Source organism: Helicobacter suis (assembly GCF_902196125.1).
GTDB lineage: Bacteria > Campylobacterota > Campylobacteria > Campylobacterales > Helicobacteraceae > Helicobacter > Helicobacter suis_B.
The window spans coordinates 1-23,795 of record NZ_CABIKG010000015.1 but is presented as its reverse complement, the minus strand read 5'-3'; the positions used below and the strand labels follow the sequence as shown (position 1 = coordinate 23,795).

The following is a 23,795-nucleotide window of genomic DNA, read 5'->3' as shown; positions in this document are numbered from 1 at the left end:
AACAAGTCAAGGATGTGTTTGAAAAAGAGATGGCACAAGACGCGTTTTGATCAAGAACGCAATAAAAAAGAACAGGAGTGGGCACAGGCTCTTAAAAACCTTGATACCCAAAAGAAGGCAATAGAACAACAGCAGCAGGCCCTCAAACAGGAGCTTGAGAAAGAACGTAGCCGCATGCAACAAGACAACAAGAGAGGGCGCGTTTGCAAGATCAACAGGCTATTGGACATATGTAGAGATTTTCCGAGTTGCTAGTTTGGTATTTGGGTGTGATTGTAGCACCAATTACACAAACTCTAATTGATACAACCCGGCATATCTAAAAACTGATCAATTTGCCAAACAAACCAAAACCTAATAAACACATCCACACTCTCAAACCTTTTCTAAAACACAAACACAGCAATATAGAGAATCTCTCACACCCTCCAAAGGCAGGAGTAGGTGATGTGCAAAAAAGTATTAGTCTAAAGATTGAAAATGAATACAGATGAATAAAGTTTAGAGAATGCCCGCCAACTTTTTGAGAGTGGTGCAATCTATACGATTGAAACTTGATCCTCTTGATCCTCCTCTGTCTGATCTATCTGAATATGCTCTTCTCTGGATAATTTATCGTCTCCAGAGTAAGCCTGCTTCCTTGATCAATTCCTCCTGATTCTTGATCATGTATTCTAGTGCCATCGCGTCCTCCTTGCTGAATATTCCCGGTGTGAACATCGCTCCGCTCGCTTTGAGAATCTGAAAGCACTGAGTTAGCACCCTGTGCAGTGGAATTTCTGCCATCTACAATATTTCCATTGCACAGCCCCATCTGTGTTCTCTGCGTTGCTGCTGGTCTTGATCTGAGAATTGGTATCTCTAGCCATGCCTGATCCAAACCGCTCTCATTAGTATTTCTAGCGCTAGATAACTCGTCGTGTACAAGAAGTTGTACACCCAACGTTTCAGAATGTGCATCGGATATTCCTTTACCATCATTTTGTACTGATCTAGGTTGCGTTCTATAATCCAACTGATCCTGTTGTAGCGATCCTATTCAATCGTTTAGCCACGGTGTTTTTTCTGCTAACATCGGCATCGTTCTTCTGCTATCATTTGGTAGCTGTACTTGTTCCAAAACTGGTACAGTGGCGGTGGTGTTGGTGTCTCTGGTAGAGCTCTGAGGCAATCTTCAGCTCCGATGATAGCTTAGAACTATCTCTGTATTTGCTGGCGTGTGTGCCCCTCCTAATACGGTCTCATCGCTGTCCCTCTGGCTTCCTGTGATCCTCCTGTTCTAGCTTTATTAGCAACATGCCGCTGCCATTATTTTGTATTCCTGATAGTCCAAGTTCTTGCCGATCATCGCTCTCCTTAATTTTAAAAACCACTATTAAAATCCACTAAAAATGCTAGAGTTCACTAATGGGCTAAATTCACATTAAATCCTAGATAGATACACGCATACCAAACCCTTTGTTTACCCTCAATCTTTTTATATCTCCGCCCTCTTATCTACTTGGTTCTATTTGCGCTTTTCTAATTTCCCCTTCTCTGCTAAAATCTTATTAAAAATGGGGATGGCATGCGCATTTTGTATTTTTACTGGCTCTTTCTTTGTCTTTGCAAGCAATAGATGATTTTCAAGCGATGCATTAGGTTAGGCAGTGGCTACGAGAGTTTTTACCTAAGAACACCCAGACAAATGATACAAACTACTATGTTCTCTATCCTGAAGCAGAATGGGGCAAAGAAAACAAGGTTTTTTAAGTTTGCAAACCAAAACTATCTATGCCTCTTTTAGTCTTTAAGCCTCTTGATCATGATTTTTATAACACCTTTCATTTGGAGTACTACGGGTGGCAAACGGCCTACCAAAGAATTAATCATTACTGTCTCTCTTCAACTCAAACGGCTCTCAAGCCCTCATTCCTATGAGCGCTATTACCAATGAGCTTTTACTCAAGCTTAGTAAAGTATCCCATGAACGCCCCTGTTTTATAAAAAATCTTGAGCAGTCCTTGTCTCAAAAATCAAAATGGGGAGTCAAACTTATTACCTCTTAAACCTCACCTCTTCCTTTGGTACTTCTTTGCTTTTAAGTTGTGATTACATTATTAACACCAAAAGTAGCAGGTATCTTGAACTTTGCCACCACCACAAGCCGTTTTATCTACAACGGAGGTTATCTCACCTTAGAACTTTCCCATACATTTTCTAAAGACATGGAAAGTAAACAATTTATCATAATTAAAGAGCATAAAGATCACCTCTATTTGTACCAGAACTTGTGAGGAGCAATGCCTCCAAAATGCAGGGCAAATTTTGTTTAGAGAACATGGAGGATTTATTACGCCTTAAAAATACTAAAAGCCCTGATTTTGTAGAAATCTAACTTTCTGAGATTACCAAAAGCCCCACACCCACTACACCGGGTCAAAAAGCCCGGCTAACCTTTTGAACAAACTCCGCTTACACAAAAAGGCTTTACAAATTACTCTAGCCCCAAGTAGCATTACTTTTCTCCAAACGGTATTCTTTAAGTGTATTTCAAAAGAGAGAAATTTTGGCTATCCATGCCTTAACATCGCTCAAAGGGGTGAAGAATCTACAAACATGCCGCTTTGTTTAAAATATCCCGGACAAGCTGATTTTGTTGTTAAGAGAAATTATGTAACCCTAGAATTTTTCACCCCTCTTTCTACAAATATTACGCGTAAGATTATGATCACCTTTTTATTTGCACCAGTATAGCCAACAAGACTATGATCGCGATGGTACTATTTTGCATACACAAATTTTTTACCGCCAAAGTTTTAACGATTCTAAAAAAGAACACCTTATCACTTTTAAAACTTTTACAAAGTATTATCCCCATGCTTTAGGAGAGAAGCCATGCCCTTAGAAATTCTTAACCACAGCACTTTAGATCCAGATTTAGAGGCAGATTTATCCTACAAACTTCTTCTGCTTATGGAGTATTTAAACATACAAGGTTTAGTAGAATTATTGCTTGTAGATTCAGAAAAGATGCGAGAGTTAAATTTAGAGTTTAGAGGGCTTAATAAAAGTACCGATGTGCTAAGTTTCCCTTTAGAAATGCCCGGGCAAAAACTGTTAGGGAGTGTGGTGATCAATGTAGAATTAGCCACAGTAGAAGCCAAGCAAAGAGGGCATGATCTACTTGCAGAAATCACGCTTTTATTTATCCATGGCTGTTTACATCTCTTAGGTTATGATCATGAAAAAGATACAGGGGAGCAAAGAGAGAAAGAAGAAGAAGTGATTAGAGCTTTTAATCTGCCTTCTAGCTTGATTGTGCGCACACAAGATTTTTAAGGATTTTAAAATTTTGCTCCCAATGAGGGTTAAAAAAAAGAGGGCGCATGTGGGGGGGTATTTTTAAAAGACGGCAAGCCTGCTTATAAGATTTAGGAAGAGCTCTAGGATCATTTTTAATCGCCACGCCCACATAAACAAGCCCCCCACCTAAGCCTACAAGATAGGTTTGTTTTGCGGTTACAAAAACTCCCTTAAAGTGGTTTTTTTCTAACTCTAGGCGTTGTTTAGCGCTAAGTACATAGCCTAGTTTTTTTAATAAAGAAGCGATGTAGTAAAGATTTTGCAAATGTGTAGCAAATACCCACACCCCACACACTTTAATAGAATTAATAGCCGGGTAGAGTGTTTGTTTTTCTTTTTCTAAGGCCTTGAAACTGCGCACCAAACCCCTTGGCACATTAAAACCCGGAAAAACCCCTTCTAAAAATGGATTGCTCACACACTGCCTAAAAACATTGCGTTTAAAACGCGGGCTAAAATTTGTCTCATCTTCAAAATAGCGGTGTTTATTTGCGTGTAAATATTCTTTCAATGCATGCTTTTGTGTGTAAATAAGCGGGCGAATCAAATCATAGCCTGCGCGTTTTTCTAAAGCACTAAAGCCTAATAAGGTCTGTAAACTACTCCCCTTAGCTAGTTGCATGAAAAACCACTCTAATTTATCATTAAGATGATGGGCTAAGATCAAATGGGTGTAGTTAAACTCCTGAATGATTTTTTCAAAAAAGCTATAGCGCTCTTTTCTATAACGCGCCTCTAAATTACTCCCGCTTAAATGTACTTGTCTCACATGTACGCGTTTGTTATATACTTGCCCTAAATGCCTAGCATAAGCAATTTCTTCTTGACTTTGTATGCGCAACCCATGATCTAAAATGGCAATATCAAAGTTTACACCCTCTTCTTTAAGCAAAAAAAACAACGCCACTGAATCACCCCCCCCTGAAAACCCTAGCAAACACCGCCCCTTTAATAAAACCTCTAAATGTTCTAAAACAATTTGCATTTAAGCCCTATTTTAGTTTGATAAATTACAATTTCAAAATCGTTGCTCCATTTACCTTTAGATGAATTTTAACAAAAGGAGCAACCCCTACATGGTAGCATTTTTAGCCCGTTTCTTCCGTTTCAAAGAGCGCCGTACTTCGCTTGGTATTGAGACTTTAGCCGGTCTTACCACTTTTGTAACCATGGCCTATATCGCCATTGTCAACCCAGCCATTTTACAAAAAGCAGGCATGGATTTTGATGGCGTGTTTATGGCTACTTTACTAGCTACTATCGTTGGTACTTTAATCATGGGTCTTGTGGCTAATTACCCTATTGCTATTGCCCCCGGTGTAGGCATGCATGCCTATTTTGCCTTTGTGGTGGTACTTGGAATGGGCATTTCTTGGCAAAGTGCTTTAGGGAGTGTTTTTATTGCCTCAGTCATTTTCTTATTGCTTTCTCTTACCGGTTTTAGAGAGGCGCTTATTAAGGCAATTCCTACCTCTTTAAAGGCCGGTATTGCAGCCGGAATTGGGCTTTTTATTACCTTTATTGGCATGCAAAATGCCCATTTGGTTGAATCTTCCCCAGCCACTATCATCACTTTAGGCAATTTTTCTCAGCCCATTGCTTACATGTCGCTTATTGGGCTATTTGTTACCATTGTTTTACTTGTTAATCGCGTACGCGCAGCTATTTTTTTAGGCATTCTTATTACCGCTTTTTTAGCACTTCTCTTGGGCCATCTTAAACTCCCTGAACATCTCTTTGAACTCCCTAAAAATATAGATAGCACTTTTTTAAAGCTAGATATTTTGCATGCCTTTAAACCAGATTTAGGCGCTGTGATCTTTACCTTCTTTTTAGTCATGCTCTTTGATACTACAGCTACCATGATTGGAGTAGCTAAACAGGCTAATCTTTTAGAGGGTGATTATTTTTTAAACGCTAGAGGTGCTTTATCAGCAGATGCCATTGCTAGCGCCATAGGGGCTCTTGCAGGCACTTCGCCCACCTCTACCTACATTGAATCAGGTGCGGGAGTGAGTATGGGGGGACGCACGGGTTTTACATGCGTTGTGGTGGCTTTTCTCTTTGCTTTACTCTTTTTCTTAGCGCCTTTGGCTAAAGCTTTAGCTAGCGTACCAGCCATCACCTCCCCCGCGCTTATTATTGTAGGTTTTATGATGATGAGTCATTTAAGCCAAATTGATTGGCAAGATTTAGAAGAGGCCTTGCCTGCTTTTTTTGTACTCTTTTGGATTCCTATTTCTTATAGTATCACCAATGGCGTGGGTATAGGCCTTATTCTTTATCCTCTAATTAAAATCTGTCGGGGTAAATTTAAAGAGGTACACCCCCTACTCTATCTCTTTGGGGGCTTATTTGTGATTCAATTTATATTAGACGCTAAAGTCTGATCATTCTTTGATCAATGAGCCAAATTTTTAGCGTTTTTACCTTGACAAGGGCGGCTCTTTGTAGTAGAATACGCGCCGTGTTTGATACACCTAGCCGTGCCGCAAATCCATAATAAGCTGTTTGTAAATCACTTTCCTAGCTGTTGGGGAAAGTTTTTTGCTGTTGTTATGCTGCTCTTTATCTCCTAATTGGATTTGAAAACCTAAGAAATCTATAAAGGGCTATTGTGCCCTAAAGAGGTTAATCCTTTGTTAATGCTTTTGGATTTGCTAGTGCGCATGGTTTAAAAATGCCATGCGTGTGAGATAAAAAATAAGAGATTGCGCTCAAAGGGGCTTTGTTTCTCTGGGTTTAGAAAAATCTTCATTCCAATTTCTACATCTACAATATGCCATGTTACAATCGTGCGAAATTGTACCCCAAATGTCCCAATAGCCCTAAAGTAAGCGGGTTTGAAAGTAAAATCTCCAAAAGACCTCCATGTATTTAAGATTAAATCTTTAGATCGCCTATTAATCACCCAAGTATTAGCCGCTAGCTGTAACCCAAAGAAAAAGGCCCAGCAATTAATAGGGTTTTTATTATAGGCCACCATTAAATCTGCTCCCACCCCATAAGTGAATAAATTAGCCTGCTTAGAAGTTCCGGGGTCTAAAAGTACATTGCCATAATCTAAAAAAGCATAATAACGGCCATAAGACCAATCGTGTTTGGGGTTGTATTCATATCCCCAAGTAATAGAAGCCCCTTGAAGAGGTTTGTTAGCATTTAAGGGTTTTAAATAGACCATACCCACTTGGTAAGCTGAGGACATATAACTTAAATTCTTAGCTAAGCAAATAGAAAATAAAGCTAGTAAAACCCAACACTTACAAAATAAAGCCCCCCGCGTTTTCATGCCAACCATTATTTTGTCTTTGACCCTTATAATCTGGTGCTAGATTTGGACATAATTTAGAATTTTAGCTTGGATAGCTGGTTGGATATGTAGGTGCAAATCTAAAAGACTTAAGGGGAGAGGACAGTGGCTAAGTTTTGTAGCATCTTTAGAGGTTACTAGTAAAGAAGTGGCTTTATGATTGATAAATTCGCGTTGTAAACGCTTTAGAGGAAAGTTTGCATGATCAAAAAAGTAGAGCTTGCCCACCACTTTAGGCAAATAAGCATCTAAACGGCTAGGATTAGCAATAGCTGTTACTAAAAGCATTCTAGGGGTGGGGTTTAAAACCTGTACTTCTCTTGTATAATCCACTCCCTCTTGTGCGATAATATCTGCTAGAGTGTAACACTTAGGGCATTCGCGATAAATCCCACTAGGCAAACAAAAATCAAAATAGGGCGTGGATTGTGGCTTGAGTAAAATATTGAGCTTTTTAAAATTAAAACGAAACCCATCATCTAATAACACCACCTGTGCCCCTAATTTTTTGGCCTCTAACACCCCCTCTTTACGCGCTTCACTCACAATCACGCTACATTTATTTAGCGCCTTAGCTAGTAAAAACGCCTCATCACCCGCCTCTTGTTGGGACACTAAAATATCCCCATATGCACTCACCACCACTAACCCGCTAGAAGCGCGCTTATAACCCCGACTCACAATGCCTACATGGTAAAGTGGGGCTAATATTTGGGCAAGTGCTAAAATAAAGGGTGTTTTCCCACTCCCTCCAGCTACCAAATTACCTACACTTACAATAGGAATCTCTAAATCCTCAAAAGAAGCTAATTGCCGTTTAAGAGTTGCGATCTTTTCATAGAAAAAAGAGAGCGGATAGAGCCCGTAGGCTAAAGCTCTTTGGAAGAAAGAGGGGTGGTAAAAGTAGCGTTCTAACCAAGTCATAGAGGGCACAAAGTTGGCATCACGCGTTTAAAGGCATTTTTAGCCACTCTTTCTTTTATGTTGTGTACCAAATCAGGTAAAAAACCTAGATTAATTAAATCTTGATCATTTAAATGCGGGTTTTGTTCCATGTGTAAGAGTAGCGGATCAATTTGTGCATAGCTATAGCCTAATTCGTCTTGATCGCTTTGGTTACTATAAAAATCTGCACTGGGCGCTTTATTTAAAATACTAGTTGGAATTTCTAACATGCGCGCAAGCTCATAAATTTGGGTTTTAAATAAATTGCCAATAGGATTAATGGCGCAAGCTAAATCCCCAAAAATCGTGCCATATCCTAATAATATTTCGCTTTTATTACTCGTGCCCACCACTAAAGCGTTATTAGCTAAGGCATAATCATAAAGCATAGCCATACGCATACGCGCACAAAAATTACCCTGCCTAATTAGATCAGCCTCTTTATGTGCTTGTTTAAAGGCGCTATGGTAGGGAGTAATGGGACATTCTGTATAGCAAATGCCAAAACGCTCACAGAGCAATAACGCATCTTGCATGGCACTTTTTGGTGTGTTTAAAGTAGGCATGAGTAAGGCGTGGGCGTTATCTTCAAAGGCTTTTTGGCATAACACCCCCACAACCGCGCTATCTACTCCCCCACTTAAACCATAAACCACGCGTAAAAAATCGCGTTTAAAACTCTCTGTTTGTAAAAATGTTACTAGTGTTTGAATAATAGAAAGGTGTAATTGCATGGGCGTATTGTAGCATAATGCTAAGAGGAATGGTGGCTTGAGGCGGAATCGAACCACCGACACGAAGATTTTCAATCTTCTGCTCTACCGACTGAGCTATCAAGCCTTAAAAAACTCCGATTTTACTACATCACACACTAAATTTTACTTAAGATGTTATAATTACCCAAAATTTTAGCAAAAAGGAAGGTGATGCGCTTAGTCTCTTGGAATGTTAATGGCTTGCGCGCCTGTATGCAAAAGGGATTTTGCGATTTTTTAGAGCAAAGCCAAGCAGATATTTTTTGTGTACAAGAGACTAAGATGCAACAAGAGCAAGCGTCTTTTTGTTTTGAAGGGTATGAGATCTTTTGGAATAGCGCCCAAAAAAAAGGCTATAGTGGTGTACTCACTTTAAGTAAAATTGCGCCTTTGCAGGTTAGCTATGGCATTGGCATAGCAGAGCATGACACAGAAGGACGGGTGATTACCTGTGAATACCCTAATTTTTACTTGGTTAATGTCTATACCCCTAATGCACAAAGAGGTTTATTGCGTTTACCCTACCGTTTAGAATGGGAGCGCTCTTTTAGGGGGTTTTTACAAAATCTTATGCAAAAAAAGGCTGTTGTGGTGTGTGGGGATTTAAATGTAGCGCATAATGAGATTGATTTAACCAATCCACAGGGTAACCGCTATAATGCCGGTTTTAGCGATCCTGAACGCGATGCATTTGAACAATTGCTCAATTTAGGCTTAATTGATACTTTCCGCCATTTTTATCCCACTAAAACAGAAAGTTATACTTGGTGGAGTTATATCAACCAAGCGCGGGCTAAAAATATCGGTTGGCGCATTGATTATTTTTTAACCTCTCAAACCCTTAACTCTTGTTTACAAAGTGCTTCTATTTACAACCACATTTTAGGTAGCGATCACTGCCCGGTCGGATTGGATTTACATGACAAGAAAACCCTTTAAAGATCTTTTAAAACCCTCTAAATCCCCTATTCCTTTGCCTTATTTTAATCCAGATAAAGCAGATGCTTGCCTAGAGTGTAGCGCAGAATGCGTATCTAGCTGTCCAGAGAAAATTATTTTTAAAGTAGAACAGAATAAACCCTACTTGCAGGTAGAACAAAGAGGTTGTACCTTTTGTAAAAAATGTGTTTTGGCCTGTGAGAGTACGGGGTTTAAAGTGCTAGAAGAGGCGCGGGGTGATTTAATCCAAGCAATTGCCCAGATTGATCTAAGTACATGTTTAAGTTATCAAAAGGTGATCTGTTTTTCTTGTAAAGATGCTTGCATAGTAGATGCTATTCATTTTACAGGGCTTTTTTATCCTAGTATCCAAACATCTTGCACGGGTTGTGGCATGTGTGTGGGGGTGTGCCCTACTCAAGCAATCCAACTCATGGCATAAGGAGGTTAAAGTGAATATTTCAAGTGTAATTGTCAGGGTTAATGTAGAAACTTTTGAGGCTTCTTTAGAGGCTATTGAGGCTATTTCTCATGTAGAAGTACCCACCTTTGATCGGGATAAGGGTATTTTAATTGCCCTAATTGAAGCGGATAATGTCCAAGAAGAATTAGAGGCTAATAAAGCCATTGAACAAGCTGTAGGGGTTTTAAGTGCGCATATGCATTATAGCTATGCTGAAGACGATCCACAAGCTTTAGGCTTACAAGAAATCATTCAGAAAATCCAAGATTCAGACACTAAAAGCGTGCGCTATAGCGGAGATGTACGCCACTGGATGCGCTAGTTAGCCTTTCTTGTATCTAGCCACTGGGATTTAAGATCTAAAGCGTTTTGTAGCGAGTCTCCTAGTTGGTTGAGTATGCTTAGCAGAGGAGAAAAATCAATCCCAGCTTGGGTTGCGTTTTTAATTTCCTTGCGTAAAGCATTTGTCAGACTTAGCGCTTTATCTAAATCAATGGGGGGGTCAATGGCGTGTTTAAAGATTGTCCCTAAATTTTTTGGTTTGTTTGTTGTATCTTGATTAGGGGAGAGTACAGATTTTAGATTCTGTGATTCTTGGTGTAACTTATCTAATTGCTTGACTTGTTGGTAACTTTTCCCAGCATTAATAGCATCTTCAAGCATTTTATTACTCTTGGCAACTAAATCAGCTGCTAATCCTGCACTCCTAATTTGTTCATCTACGAGGGCTTGGATATCAATAGCCATCAGTGGCGACAAACAAAGCGAAAAAAGCAAGAGAATGGGGGCTAAAACATAGGGGTATAATTTAAAATCCATGTATCTAATTAATCCTTTATACACTAATCTAGATTAATGGTGGAGCCGTGGGGAATCGAACCCCAGTCCAAAAATCACATCCTTTCGCGGGCTTCTACATGCTTAGAGAAATTGCTAAGATTCTGGTGCCTGCGATCCAACTTCTCTAAAAATCTTAGCAAGACCATAGCTCTTTTCTTACTTTAAAAGCGAGCACTTTTTAAAGGCAACTGGCAAAAATGACGGAGATACCTAGCCAACACCAGTTGATTAGCTAGGTTTCCGGCTCGCTACGCTGCTTTAGCGTAGTTGGGAGCGTAATTAGGATTGTTTACGGTTATTGTTTGTGTCGTTTTACAAGAGACACTTGGCATGCCACCCACGCGACGCAATTCCTGTCGAAATCCTGTTCAGCCCCATATCCAAAAAGATACCGCCTGAGTCTAGCATAATAATCTTATTACACCTTAAAATTTGAGACTAAAAAATGCCAAATTAGTAATGTCGGGGAATAAAAGTTTGATCTCTAGGCTTAGCAGTTAGATTTGCATTTATAGCACGCGTACTATCCGTTTAATTTGAGATTAAAGAACAAGTTTATTTCTAATTTGATCGATGACTTTTCTATATTGCTTTAAGTTAGTGTTAATTACCCAAGAGACTAGTTTTTTGATCACAACTCCATACACCTTATTCAGGATTGTATGGATTGCATCATTACGGTTGTTGTCTGCTTGGTTGCGATCAACTAAACTAACTGCCCCAAGACTAATTGAGTTTGCACCAGCAAAACTATCTGAACTTGTTATTTGTTGCAAATAAGAATAAGTGATTGCATGCTCTGCGCCTACATTAATAGCAAAGTTATGGGTGGTGCGCCCTGTTTTTGGTTCAAAGAATTGAAACAAAACAGCCCCAGCACTTTGATCGACCGTCGTTTTCATGTTAGTATCCTCCGGGTTATCTATGTTAATATCTGCATCTTCTAATATCCCCACCCACCCTTTGATTTTTAAAATAGAATAGATTTTAATTTTTTGCTCGGGTGTTAGATTTTGTGCAGATGTGAGGTGTATGATTTTATAACCTTTTTTTTCAAGAATCTCTTGAACCTGCTTGACTAGGGCGCTTTGAAACTGCTTGATATAGGGCTCCACATTTTCATCTGCTTGGATATGCGGGTCTAAAATAGCAATGGTGTGGTTATTAAAATCCTCTTGCCTAATATCAACGGGGTAGTTAAAATCTAAAGAGGTGGCATTTTTCTTAAGCCTTGTATGCTTTTTAGCTTGGTTATTTGTAGATTTTACTCCGCTAATAGCACAACCTGAGAGTGCAAGAGATATTGCCAATGTTATTAAAATTCTACTTGTTATTTTTTGCATAAGACTCCTTGCTAAAAAGTTGTTATTTTTAAGATTTTATTTGTTCATTTTAGCAAAAAACAACCCCTATCTCTGCTTAGCGCGCCTTGCTTTAGCCATGATTTTACCAGTGTCTAAAATTTCTTACTATTGGCTTCATCTAGGATTTTTTGTGCAATGGAGGCCACATTTTGGCTAATATCTAGCGAAGTACTAGCAATTTTAGCATTGTGCATCGTGGTTTCTTTAAGAGTTTCCATCGCCTCGTTGATCTTAGCAATATTTGCAGTTTGTTCTTCTACAGCGCTAGCTGAATCGTTGATACTTTGTGTAAGAGATTGCGTACTCACCTCAATTTCTCTTAAAGATTTTTGTGTACGCTCGGCAAGTTTTCTCACCTCATCAGCTACCACTGCAAACCCGCGCCCATGTTCGCCCGCTCTAGCCGCTTCAATAGCCGCATTTAAAGCCAACAAACCAATTTGATCGGCAATTTCATTAATAATAAGCACCATGTTTTTAATGCCATCAGATTGTTCGATCACTTCATGGCTTTTAGCATTCACCCCCTGCATAGAAGCGCTAATTTGCTCAAGCATGCTAGTAGTCTGCTCTAAAGATTGGGCTTGTTGTTTGGAGGCATCTTGCAGACTAGAGGCGGTTTGATTGAGGGTTTTTGTCTCTTCATTAAGGGTATGGGCAAAATCTAGCGAATGCTTTAGCGAGTCTACAATACTTTGCTGCAAGGTGTTAAGATCGTTAACAAGCTGTAAAAAGCTACCCTGCAAAGTAGCCGTATCCATACCCTTTGTAAAATCGTTTTTAGAATAAATCTGAATCGTGCTACAAATTTGGCGGAAGATGTGATCTAAAAAGGTAAAAAAATCATTAAGATTACTGCCTAAATGCTGGAGTTGTGGGTTAGAGGCGCTTGTTTTAATGTTTTTACTCAAATCCCCAGCCCGCACACTCCCTAAAATATTTAGCGCTTCCTCTGAAAAGTTTTGATCGTCTGCTAAATGGCTACACGCCTTTTGTACATTGGTGTTTAAAGCCTGTGCCATTTGCCCAAACTCATCTTTAGAGCGCAAGATCATCATCTGTGGGGCTTGCTTACTTTCATAATTGATAAAACTAAAAAACTGGTTGAGTCCCCCATTGAGGGTTTTAATATTACCTGTGATCTTGCGGTAAAAAAAGTAATACAAAGGTACAACTACAACCAGCAAAATCAAGGCCACAATGCAGGCATAAAGATAAAAAGAGTGTTTAACATCTCTTTCAATCTCAGAGGTGATCATATAGGTGCGCTTAGCTACATTATCCATATAAACCCCCGCTCCCACCCACCAATCTTGTGTACCCTCAATCTTTTGGGCGTAGGAGATTTTAGGCGTATCTTGAGACCCACCTTCTGGCAAAGGCTTAGGTGCGATGTAATCTACAAAGCCCCCGCCTTGCATCGCCTTATCATAGAGGTCTTTAAAATAGTGCACCCCATTAGTATCTTTAAGGTTTTTCTCATCTACTCCAATGCGATACTCCGGATTACCCGTATACATCAAAGTAGTTTTCTTAAAAACAAAATAATAACCCGATTTATCCCTTTCAAACCGAAAGCCTTTAAGCCTATCAGTGATGATCTCTTGTTTAAGGGTATCTGTATTGGCGTTTCTAATGGCATTAGAAAGGCTATAGGCTAAAGTATCAACGGAAAGTTGGAGTTTTTCGCCCAAAAGCTGTCTAAAATCCTTACTGACAAAAGTATTAACGCGATCCACAGACTCATAACTGCTCTTAGCAAATAAAAGCAAAGTTGCCACCACCACCAAAATCGTAAAAAACCACAAAGCCACGATTTGTTTACCTAAAGAAAATAAATGCATAAACTGCTCCTGCTAATTTGCTCACTCACCCTAAAAACTTTCAAAAGACTAAAAGGCGTTTAATTTTTTAAGCACATTTCCCTGCTTTGTATATCCATGCGCGTATTTTCATCTATTCCCTTTTTAAAAATGCGCTTAAGCCGCCACCACCAAGCTCTCTTTTGGTTAATAAAAGTTCAGCCTTTTTTTGCGCGGCTATTTTTTCTGCCACAACCACCCCCTATAATTTCTTAATCACAATACCCCCATTCTCTATATCAAACATTAAATGGGAGGTATCTGTATGCGTTTCTAAAAGCAAAGTAGCTAGTCTATCCTCTACTTCCTCATACAAAGCCCGTTTAAGCGGGCGCGCGCCATAGATAGGATCAAACCCACTTTTGGCGATGTATTCTTTAGCCGCTTGGCTAATTTCAATGACAATATCTCTTTCCTTAAGCTTTTCTTGGATTTGCATGAAGAGTAAATCTACAATCTGTACAATGCTCTCCATTTCTAAAGGATTAAAGATCACAATATCATCTAGGCGGTTTAAAAACTCGGGTTTGAAATAATTTTTAAGGGTATCTTGTACCGCTTTTCTCTTAGCCTCTGCATCGCTTAATTGGATAATAGCTTCGCTAGCGATATTGCTTGTTAAAATAATAATGGTGTTTTTAAAATCCACCACCACCCCTTTATTATCCGTCAAACGCCCCTCATCTAAAATTTGTAAAAGCATGTTAAACACATCTGGGTGGGCCTTTTCAATTTCATCAAAGAGTACCACACTATAGGGCATGCGCCTAACGGCTTCTGTTAATTGCCCCCCTTCCTCATAGCCCACATACCCCGGAGGCGCGCCCACTAGTCTACTTGCCGCATGTTTTTCCATATACTCGCTCATATCTAGGCGAATCAAATTCTTTTGGCTATCAAAAAGAAAGCGGGCTAAACTCTTAGCACTTTGAGTTTTACCCACCCCTGTAGGCCCTAAGAATAAAAAGCTCCCAATAGGTTTATTTGGATCGCTCAAACCGGCCTTATTGCGCTTAATAGCCTTAGAAATGGCACTAATAGCTGCTCTTTGCCCAATAACATGTTTTTCTAGCTCTTCTTCCATGTGTAAAATCTTATCTTTCTCCTCTTGTAACATCTTTTGTACCGGGATTTGTGTCCACTGGCTCACAATGCGCGCAATCCCCTCTTTACTCACTGCATGTTCTAAAAGAGAGCCCTGTTCTTGCATGATAGAGAGTTGTTTTTCTAAAGCCTGCACCTCTTTTTCTTGGCTAGGGATTTTGTCATGATCAATTTCTGCGGCTTTTCTAAAGTCTGCCTGTTGTTTGGCTATTTCTGACTCGCGCCTTAAATTTTCAATGGTGTTTTTAGCCTCCGCAATATCTTTAAAAACCTTTTGTTCGTTGCTAAACTGCGCCTCTAGCCGTTGTTTTTCCTCTAGCGCATGTTCTAATTCTTTTTCTACCACTACTAATCGTTCTTTATTGCCCTCGCTCTCCTCCATTAAAAGCGCCTGTTTTTCTACCTCTAGTTGTTGGATACTGCGCTTGGTTTGAGAAAGTGCAAAGGGCTCAGATTCAATTTGCATTTTTAGCGCTGCGGCTGCTTCATCAATTAAATCAATCGCTTTATCAGGCAAAAAGCGATCGGGGATATAGCGGCTTGAGAGTTTGGCGCTAGCCACTAAAGCGCTATCATTAATGCTAACATTGTGGTGTGCTTCTAAAGTTTCTTTAAGCCCTCTTAAAATCTGTAAAGTCTCATTGACGCTAGGCTCATTTACAGGAATGGGTTGGAAACGCCGAGTTAGTGCGCTATCTTTCTCAAAATATTTACGGTATTCCTTTAGAGTGGTAGCCCCAATAGTGTGTAGTTCTCCTCTAGCCAAAGCCGGTTTTAAAATATTAGCCGCGTCCATGCTCCCCTCTGAAGCACCCGCCCCCACTAAGGTATGGATTTCATCAATAAATAAAATCACATTCCCCGCTTTTTTCACCTCCTCTATTACCTTTTTTAAACGCTCCTCAAATTCGCCCCTATATTTAGCCCCCGCAACTAGCATGCTTAAATCTAACATCACCACCCGTTTATGCTGCAAGGAAAGCGGGACTTCTTTTTTAGCAATTCGTTGGGCGAGCCCTTCTACAACAGCGGTTTTACCCACCCCCGGCTCGCCAAGTAAAATAGGATTATTTTTAGTTTTTCTAATAAGAATTTGCATCATGCGCAAAATTTCCTCATCGCGTCCAATAACCGGATCAAGCCCATTATCTAAAGCTTTAGCCGTAAGATTGATCCCATATTTTTCTAAAGCCTCTAAATTGGCATCATCATTGGGTTCTTGGATTTTAACCCCCTGCCTTAAACTCTCTAAAGTTTTTAAAAGCTCTGTTGTGTCTAAAAACTGGCCAAAACATGCTTTAAAACTTTCTATATTAGCCTCAATAAATGTATCAATAGCTGCGTATAAATCCCCCTTTTTAAGCGCTAAACCTAAAGCTGTTTGCAAACCATCGGCTAAATTTTTACTCAAACGCAAATCCTGCGCGCTTACTTGCGAACTTTTGGGTAGTTTGTCGGCTAAAGAACGGGCTTCTAGCTCTAGCGGGGTTTTATCTACCCCCATTTTGATTAAGGCTTGGTTGAGTAAAGAGCTATGATTAGAGAGTAAAGCCCAGAATAAATGCAAAGGCTCGATCTCAGGATTTTTAGCGTGTAAGGCTAAAGAAAGCGCTTGATCAAGGGCTTCTTTAAGATTATGCGTGAGTTTTTCAAAAATAAAAGCCATAAAAGTTCCTTTTTAAAAAATGTAGAGATTATAACGATTATTGGTTATTTTTGTATCATAGTTTTTAATCTGCGCCTTAGTCTGGCTATACTATACTTAAAGGGTTAAACCAACACGAGAAAAAAATTGTTAAAACTTATCCAGTTTGTTAGAAAAACCTCCAATTCTAGTTCTTGGGTGTTGCGTGTGGGGCTTGTTTTGTGTATGGGTTGTGTGCTTTTGCAGGGGGCAGGTTCTAAGGTGGAGTCTGTTACGGGTAGTGGCGCTTCTGGTAGTAGAAGCCATGCAAGAAGTTTAGATAGAAGAATTAAACAATCTTTACGGCGAAGCTTATCACACAAGAGACACATGGAGCAAACCAAACAAGCTAAGCCGGTAAATAAGCAAACCAAACAAGCAGCTAAGGCGCCACAAAAACAGCAAAAACCCTCCCCAGAGGATATGATAGAAAACCGCAAAGATGGGATTGTAGGCGGAATTGCTCTTACGGTAAATAACGATCCCATCACTCTTTATCAAATTGAAATGCAAGAGAAAGTCAACCATGTTAACCGCCAACAAGCGATTAACTCATTAATTCTCCAGCGTATCCAAGCCCAAGAGATCAAAAGGCTTAAAATTGATATAGAGGACGATAAAGTTGATGCTGAGATTGAAAATATCGCTAAACATAATGGAATGAATGTTAGCGATTTTATGCGTACCCTAGCAGGTGAGGGGATTAATCCAGTTGCTTACAAAGCGCAGTTAAAAAAGCAATTAGAAACACGGGAGTTATTGCGCAATATTTTACTTTTTAATGTAAACACCAATAGCGAAACCAAAATGCGCGAGTATTACAATGCCCATAAAGATGAATTTACTGTACCTAGCGATGTGCTTGCCACCCGTTATACGGCTAGAGATACCCAAACGCTTACCAAAGCCTTAGAAAACAAAAATATAGACATACCCGGGGTTACTAAGGGAGAGGAAAAAATTAGCATTAAAGCTTTAAACCCCCAAATTGCCCAGATGTTTCTCTCTACTAAAGAACACACCTTTACACCTATTTTAAATGCGGGTGGGGGTAATTATGTGGCGTTTTATATTGAGGAAAAACTAGGCAAACAAGAAGTGTCTTTTGTCCAAGCAAGGGGTTTTATTGCCAACAAATTAATAGAGGAGCAACAAGATAAAATCCTAGCCGAATATTATGAAAAACTACGGGTTAAAGCTAAGATCAAATTTTTACGCTAGGGCTTCTTGGTGGAGCAATTAGCCTTTATCTATAAAGACTCGCTGTTTAGCGTGGCGGTTTTGGCTTTTATTATCGGGGGTGTGATTTTGCTAGATTATTGCCGCTCCACTCTAGCCCATCGCCGCAATCTCAAGATTCTTAACGCTCTCTCACTTTCTTACACACAAGTAGAACTAGCCTTTGAAGTACAACAACTTTTACAAAAGGAACAAGAAAACCCGCTAGAGGTTTTGGGGTTTAAAACATGGATGTTTCTAGCCAAACACTACGCTACATATGGTAGCAGTGAGCAGGCTATTAAAATTTATTTAGTGCTGCTGCCAAAATACCAAAACGAACGCATTGTGATTTTACAAAACCTAGCCAAAGCCTATATTGATATGGGTTATGTGCAAAAAGCGCGTGATATTTTGGTGGAGGTTTTGCGTATTGATCCTAGAAACGCCCATGCGTTACAGGCCATGATACAGGTTTATGAAACAATGTGTGATCCACAAACAGCTTTAGAGATTTTAGAATGTTTAGATGCCCTAGGGGAGAGTGGGTTATTAGATGATTATTATTACTTACAGATGCAAGTTTTAATGAAGCAGGATTTAGGGCTAGAGGATAAAAGCATGGCTATTTTAGAATTAGGACGCCAACAAAGTAAGCTCTATAAACTAGCCCTTAAACACCTTAAAACCTATCATAAAACCCTATTTTTTGAGGAAATCGCGCATTTAAAAGAGGCTGTACCTTTTATTGATTTACTTTGGGATATAGACTACTTAGAAATCAAACCCTATTTGTCAGATTTGCACCCCCACCTTTTAGAAGTCTTTGTGGCTAAGGGGTATATACAAGGAAAATGCCATACTTTAGAGTTAGAAGTCTTTAAGACATTCCAAAAACAATATGCTTTGAGTTTAAACTTTAGCTATAAATGCACAGCCTGTAAAAGCCTTTCTCCATTTGAGAGTTATCGCTGTTTGGTTTGTGCTAAAATCGGACCAAAGGAAGTTATCTTGAGTTTAGACAAACACCCTAGCGATTATAGTAAAAATAGCAATTTAAATTAGGAGCATGCATGAAACATATCGAGCTTTTTTGTGATGGTTCGGCTTTGGGTAATCCGGGGTTTGGTGGGTATTGTTCTATTTTGCGTTACCGCGGTGTTGAAAAAATCATTCAAGGCGGAGAAGTACACACCACCAATAACCGCATGGAATTAAAAGCCGTCAATGAAGCCCTTAAAGTTCTTAAAGAATCGTGTAAAATTGATTTATACAGCGATTCGACCTATGTCTGCTATGGCATTAGTGAATGGTTGCAAGTCTGGGTTAATAAAAATTTTTCTAAGGTTAAAAATGTAGATTTATGGAAAGAGTTTTTAACGCTTAGGGCTAATCATTTAATCACAGCCTATTGGATCAAAGGCCATGACGGGCATACAGAAAACGAACGCTGTGATAGACTTGCTAGAGAACAAGCCCTAAGCTACAAACAACAAGCCACACTTTGCCCGTCTTAAAGAAAGGATTAAAATGTTAGAAACCCTCCAAAAACGCTTGGGTTATGTGTTTAAAGACCCTTTATTGCTACAACAAGCCCTGACACATAGAAGTACAAAGGCGCATAAAAACAACGAGAGATTAGAATTTTTAGGCGATGCGGTGTTAGATTTAGTGGTGGCTGAGATTTTATTTGCCCGTTTTACTGATTTGCAAGAGGGCGATCTCTCTAAAATGCGCGCCTCTTTAGTCAATGAAAAAGCCTTTTTTAAGTTAGCCCTATCTTTAAATTTACAAGATCATATTTTGATCTCACAAGCAGAAGCTAATAATAATGGCCATACCAAACCCTCCATTCTTTCAAGTGCCTTTGAAGCCTTAATGGGGGCTATTTATTTAGAAAGCGGATTAGAGATCATTAAGAGCTTAATCCAAGAGTTATTAGACATGGCCTATCCTAATTTATCCCCCCAAACCTTGTTTATGGACTATAAAAGCGCTTTACAAGAATTAACCCAAGCGCGTTTTAAAGCCATTCCAATTTATACGCTTAAAAGCGAAAGTGGTCCCGATCATGCTAAAGAATTTGAAATGCAAATTTTTATTTTAAATAAACTTTATGGGACCTGCAAGGCGGGGAGTAAAAAGCAAGCCCAACAGCTTTGTGCGCAGGTGGCTTACAAACAACTAAGCGAGCAATTGCCTTGAATACACTGGGTAGAATGCTAAGGCTCACCACCTTTGGAGAATCGCATGCAAGCATGGTTGGAGGGGTTTTAGAAGGGCTGCCAGCTGGTTTAAATCTGGATATGGATTTTATCCAAGCAGAAACCAATCGGCGCAAGAGTACTAGTACTTTTACCACCCCCCGCCAAGAGGAAGATAAAATTGAGCTTGTAAGCGGGGTGTTTGATGGTAAAAGTACCGGTGCGCCCATCGCGCTTTTAGTGCATAATCAAAATGTTAAAAGTAAGGATTATTCTAATCTTAAAGAGAGTTTTAGACCCGGGCATGCAGATTTTACTACTTTCGCTAAGTATGGCATTAGAGATTATAGAGGCGGGGGGCGTACATCGGCTAGAGAAAGCGTGGTTAGAGTAGGGGCTGGGGCGATTGCTAAGCTTTTATTAAAGCAGCTTGGTATGGAAGTTATGGGAGGGGTTTTTAGTGTGGGAGGGATAGAGGCCACTAACTTAGATTTTAATTTTGCTAGAGAAAGTGTTATTTGTAGTTTAGATGCTAAAAGAGAGGCGGATCAAAAACAAGCCATTTTAGAGGCTAAACAAAGGGGGGATAGTTTGGGAGGGGTTGTTTTAATTAAAGCTAAAGCGCATAAAAATCTACTAGGTCTTGGCGAACCTATTTATGATAAATTAGATGCCAGAATTGCTAGCGTGATGATGGGGCTTAATGGGGTGAAGGGGGTTTTTATAGGCGATTTTAATGCTTCTAACATGCGGGGTAGTGATTATAATGACCCTCTTAGCCCTAGCGGTTTTTTGAGTAATTATAGCGGGGGGGTTTTAGGAGGGCTTGGCAATGGTTCAGAGCTGATCGTTTGGGTGCATTTTAAACCCACCTCTAGCATAGCCCTTAAACAGAAAACTATTAATACCAATTATCAAAGCATAGAGTTAGAACTTAAAGGTAGGCATGATCCTTGTATTGCGATTAGGGGGAGTGTTGTATGTGAAAGTTTGTTAGCCTTAGTGGTAGCAGATTTTTTACTCTTAAATATGGGGGCTAAACTTAGCAGTTTAGAGGCGTTTTATACAAAAAGCTAGTAAACTTACCCCCGCTAAAAACGGGTGGACTTAGGCTTTTGACATACCCCCCGCGCTCTAGCTTACTGGATTGATAGGATCATCAAGACTTGGTAGCTAGGCACGCTCTACCAGTCTCTACTTTATTAGAGTGAGCCCTCACTCTATAGCGGATAACACAAAAATGCCTTAATCCGCTTAGCAAGCTTGCGGGCTTTAGCGCGCAGTGGGTAACTCTCCATCCATTAAAAACGAGTGGAGTTTTCACACGCTTTCTTGTATCCTAACCTACAGCCTTTTTGGTAATACACTTTAGCCATCTGTAGATCTTTTCCTACACCTAGTCCGTACTCATACATGATCCCCAAGTTGATATAAGCTCCAGCAAATCCCCCATTTGCAGCCCTTTGGTAGTATTCTAGGGCTTTCTGGCGATCCGGTTCTACACCCGTTCCCTCAAAATACATGACCCCCAGATTATAATAAGCCAAAGCAACCCCCATGTCCGCCGCTTTTTTGTAATATTTAAAGGCTTTCTGGTAATCTTTTACAACACCCTTTCCATCTCTATACATGATTCCTAAGTTATAATAAGCAAAAGCATTCCCCCCATTTGCAGCCTTTTTATAGTACTCTAGGGCTTTCTGGTAATTCTTTTCTACAACCTTTCCATTCTCATACATGCTCCCCAAGGCATTATAAGCCTCAGTAACTCCTCCATTTGCAGCCCTTTGAAAGTACTCTAAGGCTTTTTGGTAATCTTTCTCTACACCCTCTCCATTAAGATACATGAACCCCAAGTTGTTATAAGCCTCAGCATTCCCCATACTTGCTGCTTTTTTGTAGTACTCTAGAGCTTTCTGGTAATTCTTTTCTACAACCTCATACATGATCCCCAAGTTATAATAAGCTCCAGTATTCCCCATGTCCGCCGCTTTTTGGAAATATTCTAGGGTTTTCTTATAATCTTTATTTTGATAAGCTTTTAGAGCATTTTGAAAGAACTGATCCCCTTTTAGTCTGCACACTACCTAAACAAAGCGCGCCTACTAACACCACACGCAACACAACGCACCAAGCACTCTTTAGCATTTTTTAGCTTCCCTTTAGAGTTGAAATGACTTTTTTATTCTAGCACACATGAGCGCTAAAAAATAAGGCGACGCGTTTGTCTGGATTTCTGTTAAGGATGCGCTAAAAGATAGTGTAGAGATTCAAGCCCTAGAACAAGCACAGGCTAGAAGTGCAGCAGAAAAAAGCGCGCTAGCTAGTGTAGATACAAATTTAAGTGAAGCAGAAATTAAGCAATTAGAAAAACAAGAAATAGTCAATGTAACTTATGCTAAATGGATGCAGGCCTTTAACCTTAAAAACACCAATGAACCTTTTATCCCTAAATTTGCCCCAGAAGTTAAGGAGGCTTTAGAGAGTGTATTAAATGGAGAACAAATTAAGCTTACTCAAGGGAGTTTGTATAAGCTAGTTAAACGGGATAAAAGCGGGTTGATAGATTATATTAGACCGGCGCTTGAAAATAGCGATCTAATTATTCAGGATCAAAAAGCCTTGATCTTTGTAAAAAATATTGATAAATCCTATTACTTCACCAGTGTGGCTAAAAATGCTGAAGGTCAATGGACTATTAGCACTAATTCTTATAAAACACTCAACACACTTAAAAACAGGGCTGAAAGTGGGGAAGTGTTGTACTTAAGTGAGAAAGCCCCAAATATACTCGCTGAGACTTTTAAGGCTAAGACCTTCCCTAGCCAACTCAAAGAGGAAGCTACTAAACCGGCGTTTAAAAATCAAGAGTTTAAAGCAAAAGCCACAGAACTTTATAACATAGCTAAAGCTCAAGAAGTAGAGTTTAAAGGGTTTTTAGAAAATCTTAAGAGTGCTAATAATTCTTTAGAATTAGGCCAAATCCTTAAGAGTGAAGCTAGTATTGAAAGTAAAATTGCGCGCAAAGCCGGGGATATAAGCGCCATAAGCGATTATCTAAGAGGGGCAGTAATTAGTAAAGATAGAACCCATTTGGATACAGAGTTAGTAAGGCTAGAGGATAGTTTAAAATCAAGAGGGATAAAACCTACAATAGAATTACAGCACAGAAACGCTAGCGGGTATAAGGGTGTGCATGTACAATTTGAGTTTAACGGCGTACCCAGTGAGATACAGCTAAATACGGCTAAGAATTGGGACATTAAAAAGCAAATGGATAGTAACTACCATGTGCTAAGAGAGCAGGAGGTAAAAAGAACGCTACCCTATAAAGAAATATCAAAACTAAAGGCAGAAAGTTGGCGACTTGCTCAAGGTTTAGACTTAGATATTAGCGATCTAACTTCATTTGCGGTTAAATCAGATAGTGCCTCCAATTCTGAAAAATCTGTATTAGTCAGGAAATCCCTAGAAGACTTAAAAGCTATCCAAGAACCCTTAGAAAAATCAAACTCAAAACCCATATCTTCAGAATCTGAGATCGCATATAACCGCCCAGATTCTGTATTAAGTGAAAAATCCAATTTTTCAGGGGGTAAGAGAAAGATTGAATCAGCCATTGAAAAACCTTTATCAAGTAGTACTGAGGCTATTAAAAACCCCCTTAAAAGTCAAGAAATACCCCTTGATCAGTTGGATCAAAGAATTATTAAGCCTGAAGAATTCACACCAGAACTAATTAAGCAACTTAAGAAAAACCCA

The 23,795-nt window shown here is 39.5% G+C and carries 24 protein-coding genes, 1 tRNA gene and 1 other RNA gene; 15 read left to right on the top strand and 11 right to left on the bottom strand.

The genetic code is table 11. From position 1 onward, the window contains the following. The first annotated feature begins 18 nt into the window (after positions 1–18). The 5 genes from G6Q00_RS06585 to ybeY all read left to right on the top strand — a co-directional run bounded on the left by G6Q00_RS06585 (position 19) and on the right by ybeY (position 3,321). Positions 19–255 (top strand): hypothetical protein, encoded by a 237-nt coding sequence (locus G6Q00_RS06585; protein WP_163532511.1) that lies wholly within the window; start codon positions 19–21, stop codon positions 253–255. Positions 256–1,804: 1,549 nt separating this feature from the next. Beyond that, on the top strand, positions 1,805–1,936 hold the full coding sequence (locus tag G6Q00_RS08740; protein WP_275896771.1) for a hypothetical protein: 132 nt from the start codon (positions 1,805–1,807) through the stop codon (positions 1,934–1,936). Positions 1,937–2,439: 503 nt separating this feature from the next. Then, the gene (locus tag G6Q00_RS06580; RefSeq protein ID WP_163532510.1) at positions 2,440–2,736 is read left to right on the top strand and encodes a hypothetical protein; all 297 of its coding nucleotides are present in this window, start codon (positions 2,440–2,442) and stop codon (positions 2,734–2,736) included. Then, on the top strand, positions 2,723–2,887 hold the full coding sequence (locus G6Q00_RS06575; protein ID WP_163532509.1) for a hypothetical protein: 165 nt from the start codon (positions 2,723–2,725) through the stop codon (positions 2,885–2,887). Before G6Q00_RS06580 ends, G6Q00_RS06575 begins: the two co-directional genes overlap by 14 nt. Next, positions 2,878–3,321, top strand: a complete 444-nt coding sequence (gene ybeY, locus G6Q00_RS06570) for an rRNA maturation RNase YbeY (protein WP_163532508.1) — start codon at positions 2,878–2,880, stop codon at positions 3,319–3,321. The genes G6Q00_RS06575 and ybeY overlap by 10 nt, the downstream gene beginning before the upstream one ends. Here ybeY and tilS read toward each other — a convergent pair. Next, positions 3,290–4,330, bottom strand: a complete 1,041-nt coding sequence (tilS, locus tag G6Q00_RS06565) for a tRNA lysidine(34) synthetase TilS (RefSeq protein WP_163532507.1) — start codon at positions 4,328–4,330, stop codon at positions 3,290–3,292. The genes ybeY and tilS overlap by 32 nt on opposite strands. Before the next feature lie 91 nt (positions 4,331–4,421). Between tilS and G6Q00_RS06560 the strand changes: the two genes are divergently transcribed. Further along, complete coding sequence (locus tag G6Q00_RS06560) at positions 4,422–5,735, top strand: NCS2 family permease (protein WP_205426556.1); 1,314 nt, start codon at positions 4,422–4,424, stop codon at positions 5,733–5,735. A gap of 284 nt (positions 5,736–6,019) precedes the next feature. Here G6Q00_RS06560 and G6Q00_RS06555 read toward each other — a convergent pair whose 3' ends face one another. From G6Q00_RS06555 to G6Q00_RS06540, 4 genes are all read right to left on the bottom strand, one after another. Continuing rightward, positions 6,020–6,643, bottom strand: coding sequence for an outer membrane protein (locus tag G6Q00_RS06555; protein ID WP_163532505.1), 624 nt, complete (start codon positions 6,641–6,643; stop codon positions 6,020–6,022). A gap of 30 nt (positions 6,644–6,673) precedes the next feature. Continuing rightward, positions 6,674–7,579, bottom strand: coding sequence for a tetraacyldisaccharide 4'-kinase (locus G6Q00_RS06550; RefSeq protein WP_163532531.1), 906 nt, complete (start codon positions 7,577–7,579; stop codon positions 6,674–6,676). Beyond that, positions 7,576–8,334 carry an NAD+ synthase gene (locus G6Q00_RS06545; protein WP_163532504.1) on the bottom strand — a complete coding sequence of 253 codons (759 nt, stop codon included), beginning with the start codon at positions 8,332–8,334 and terminating at the stop codon, positions 7,576–7,578. Before G6Q00_RS06545 ends, G6Q00_RS06550 begins: the two co-directional genes overlap by 4 nt. A gap of 30 nt (positions 8,335–8,364) precedes the next feature. Further along, positions 8,365–8,440, bottom strand: a tRNA-Phe gene (locus G6Q00_RS06540). Positions 8,441–8,526: 86 nt separating this feature from the next. Here G6Q00_RS06540 and G6Q00_RS06535 point away from each other — a divergent pair. The 3 genes from G6Q00_RS06535 to G6Q00_RS06525 are packed head-to-tail and all read left to right on the top strand — an operon-like array spanning position 8,527 to position 10,079. Beyond that, on the top strand, positions 8,527–9,294 hold the full coding sequence (locus tag G6Q00_RS06535) for an exodeoxyribonuclease III (RefSeq protein ID WP_163532503.1): 768 nt from the start codon (positions 8,527–8,529) through the stop codon (positions 9,292–9,294). After that, positions 9,275–9,736 (top strand): 4Fe-4S binding protein, encoded by a 462-nt coding sequence (locus G6Q00_RS06530; RefSeq protein WP_163532502.1) that lies wholly within the window; start codon positions 9,275–9,277, stop codon positions 9,734–9,736. The genes G6Q00_RS06535 and G6Q00_RS06530 overlap by 20 nt, the downstream gene beginning before the upstream one ends. Positions 9,737–9,746: 10 nt before the next feature. Next, the gene (locus tag G6Q00_RS06525; RefSeq protein WP_163532501.1) at positions 9,747–10,079 is read left to right on the top strand and encodes a chaperone NapD; all 333 of its coding nucleotides are present in this window, start codon (positions 9,747–9,749) and stop codon (positions 10,077–10,079) included. Here the strand turns inward: G6Q00_RS06525 and G6Q00_RS06520 are convergent. From G6Q00_RS06520 to G6Q00_RS06500, 5 genes are all read right to left on the bottom strand, one after another. Continuing rightward, entirely contained in the window at positions 10,076–10,576 is a 501-nt protein-coding gene (locus G6Q00_RS06520; protein ID WP_163532500.1) for a hypothetical protein, read from the bottom strand. The two genes, G6Q00_RS06525 and G6Q00_RS06520, sit on opposite strands and share 4 nt — an antisense overlap. A 37-nt stretch (positions 10,577–10,613) precedes the next feature. Beyond that, positions 10,614–10,973, bottom strand: a transfer-messenger RNA (tmRNA) gene (gene ssrA / locus G6Q00_RS06515). 166 nt (positions 10,974–11,139) lie between these two features. After that, positions 11,140–11,940, bottom strand: coding sequence for an HpaA family protein (locus G6Q00_RS06510; RefSeq protein ID WP_163532499.1), 801 nt, complete (start codon positions 11,938–11,940; stop codon positions 11,140–11,142). Between the two features lie 113 nt (positions 11,941–12,053). Next, positions 12,054–13,805: a methyl-accepting chemotaxis protein gene (locus G6Q00_RS08735; RefSeq protein WP_163532498.1), complete on the bottom strand. Its 1,752-nt coding sequence runs from the start codon at positions 13,803–13,805 to the stop codon at positions 12,054–12,056. A 220-nt stretch (positions 13,806–14,025) separates the two neighbouring features. Continuing rightward, positions 14,026–16,593, bottom strand: a complete 2,568-nt coding sequence (locus G6Q00_RS06500) for an ATP-dependent Clp protease ATP-binding subunit (RefSeq protein ID WP_163532497.1) — start codon at positions 16,591–16,593, stop codon at positions 14,026–14,028. A 126-nt stretch (positions 16,594–16,719) separates the two neighbouring features. Between G6Q00_RS06500 and G6Q00_RS06495 the strand changes: the two genes are divergently transcribed. From G6Q00_RS06495 to aroC, 5 genes are read left to right on the top strand one after another with little or no spacing between them, the layout of a single operon-like run. After that, entirely contained in the window at positions 16,720–17,832 is a 1,113-nt protein-coding gene (locus G6Q00_RS06495) for a peptidylprolyl isomerase (protein ID WP_205426555.1), read from the top strand. Between the two features lie 9 nt (positions 17,833–17,841). Continuing rightward, positions 17,842–18,894 (top strand): tetratricopeptide repeat protein, encoded by a 1,053-nt coding sequence (locus G6Q00_RS06490; protein WP_240331032.1) that lies wholly within the window; start codon positions 17,842–17,844, stop codon positions 18,892–18,894. A gap of 8 nt (positions 18,895–18,902) precedes the next feature. Further along, entirely contained in the window at positions 18,903–19,346 is a 444-nt protein-coding gene (gene rnhA, locus G6Q00_RS06485) for a ribonuclease HI (protein ID WP_163532495.1), read from the top strand. Positions 19,347–19,359: 13 nt separating this feature from the next. Continuing rightward, on the top strand, positions 19,360–20,034 hold the full coding sequence (rnc, locus tag G6Q00_RS06480) for a ribonuclease III (RefSeq protein ID WP_163532494.1): 675 nt from the start codon (positions 19,360–19,362) through the stop codon (positions 20,032–20,034). Next, positions 20,031–21,110: a chorismate synthase gene (gene aroC, locus G6Q00_RS06475; RefSeq protein WP_163532493.1), complete on the top strand. Its 1,080-nt coding sequence runs from the start codon at positions 20,031–20,033 to the stop codon at positions 21,108–21,110. The genes rnc and aroC overlap by 4 nt, the downstream gene beginning before the upstream one ends. Positions 21,111–21,334: 224 nt before the next feature. On the opposite strand, the gene G6Q00_RS06470 is transcribed toward aroC, so the two are convergent. Continuing rightward, entirely contained in the window at positions 21,335–22,117 is a 783-nt protein-coding gene (locus G6Q00_RS06470) for a tetratricopeptide repeat protein (protein ID WP_163532492.1), read from the bottom strand. A gap of 322 nt (positions 22,118–22,439) precedes the next feature. Between G6Q00_RS06470 and G6Q00_RS06465 the strand changes: the two genes are divergently transcribed. Continuing rightward, positions 22,440–23,795, top strand: a 1,356-nt coding sequence (locus G6Q00_RS06465) for a PBECR2 nuclease fold domain-containing protein (protein WP_275896770.1), incomplete at its 3' end; no start/stop codon positions are given.

Bases quoted from the DNA above. Each gene is read 5' to 3' on its own strand.
- G6Q00_RS08740 (WP_275896771.1), top strand. From the start codon at position 1,805: ATGATTTTTATAACACCTTTCATTTGGAGTACTACGGGTGGCAAACGG.
- ybeY (WP_163532508.1), top strand. From the start codon at position 2,878: ATGCCCTTAGAAATTCTTAACCACAGCACTTTAGATCCAGATTTAGAG.
- tilS (WP_163532507.1), bottom strand. From the start codon at position 4,330: ATGCAAATTGTTTTAGAACATTTAGAGGTTTTATTAAAGGGGCGGTGT.
- G6Q00_RS06560 (WP_205426556.1), top strand. From the start codon at position 4,422: ATGGTAGCATTTTTAGCCCGTTTCTTCCGTTTCAAAGAGCGCCGTACT.
- G6Q00_RS06555 (WP_163532505.1), bottom strand. From the start codon at position 6,643: ATGGTTGGCATGAAAACGCGGGGGGCTTTATTTTGTAAGTGTTGGGTT.
- G6Q00_RS06550 (WP_163532531.1), bottom strand. From the start codon at position 7,579: ATGACTTGGTTAGAACGCTACTTTTACCACCCCTCTTTCTTCCAAAGA.
- G6Q00_RS06545 (WP_163532504.1), bottom strand. From the start codon at position 8,334: ATGCAATTACACCTTTCTATTATTCAAACACTAGTAACATTTTTACAA.
- G6Q00_RS06535 (WP_163532503.1), top strand. From the start codon at position 8,527: ATGCGCTTAGTCTCTTGGAATGTTAATGGCTTGCGCGCCTGTATGCAA.
- G6Q00_RS06530 (WP_163532502.1), top strand. From the start codon at position 9,275: ATGACAAGAAAACCCTTTAAAGATCTTTTAAAACCCTCTAAATCCCCT.
- G6Q00_RS06520 (WP_163532500.1), bottom strand. From the start codon at position 10,576: ATGGATTTTAAATTATACCCCTATGTTTTAGCCCCCATTCTCTTGCTT.
- G6Q00_RS06510 (WP_163532499.1), bottom strand. From the start codon at position 11,940: ATGCAAAAAATAACAAGTAGAATTTTAATAACATTGGCAATATCTCTT.
- G6Q00_RS08735 (WP_163532498.1), bottom strand. From the start codon at position 13,805: ATGCATTTATTTTCTTTAGGTAAACAAATCGTGGCTTTGTGGTTTTTT.
- G6Q00_RS06500 (WP_163532497.1), bottom strand. From the start codon at position 16,593: ATGGCTTTTATTTTTGAAAAACTCACGCATAATCTTAAAGAAGCCCTT.
- rnhA (WP_163532495.1), top strand. From the start codon at position 18,903: ATGAAACATATCGAGCTTTTTTGTGATGGTTCGGCTTTGGGTAATCCG.
- rnc (WP_163532494.1), top strand. From the start codon at position 19,360: ATGTTAGAAACCCTCCAAAAACGCTTGGGTTATGTGTTTAAAGACCCT.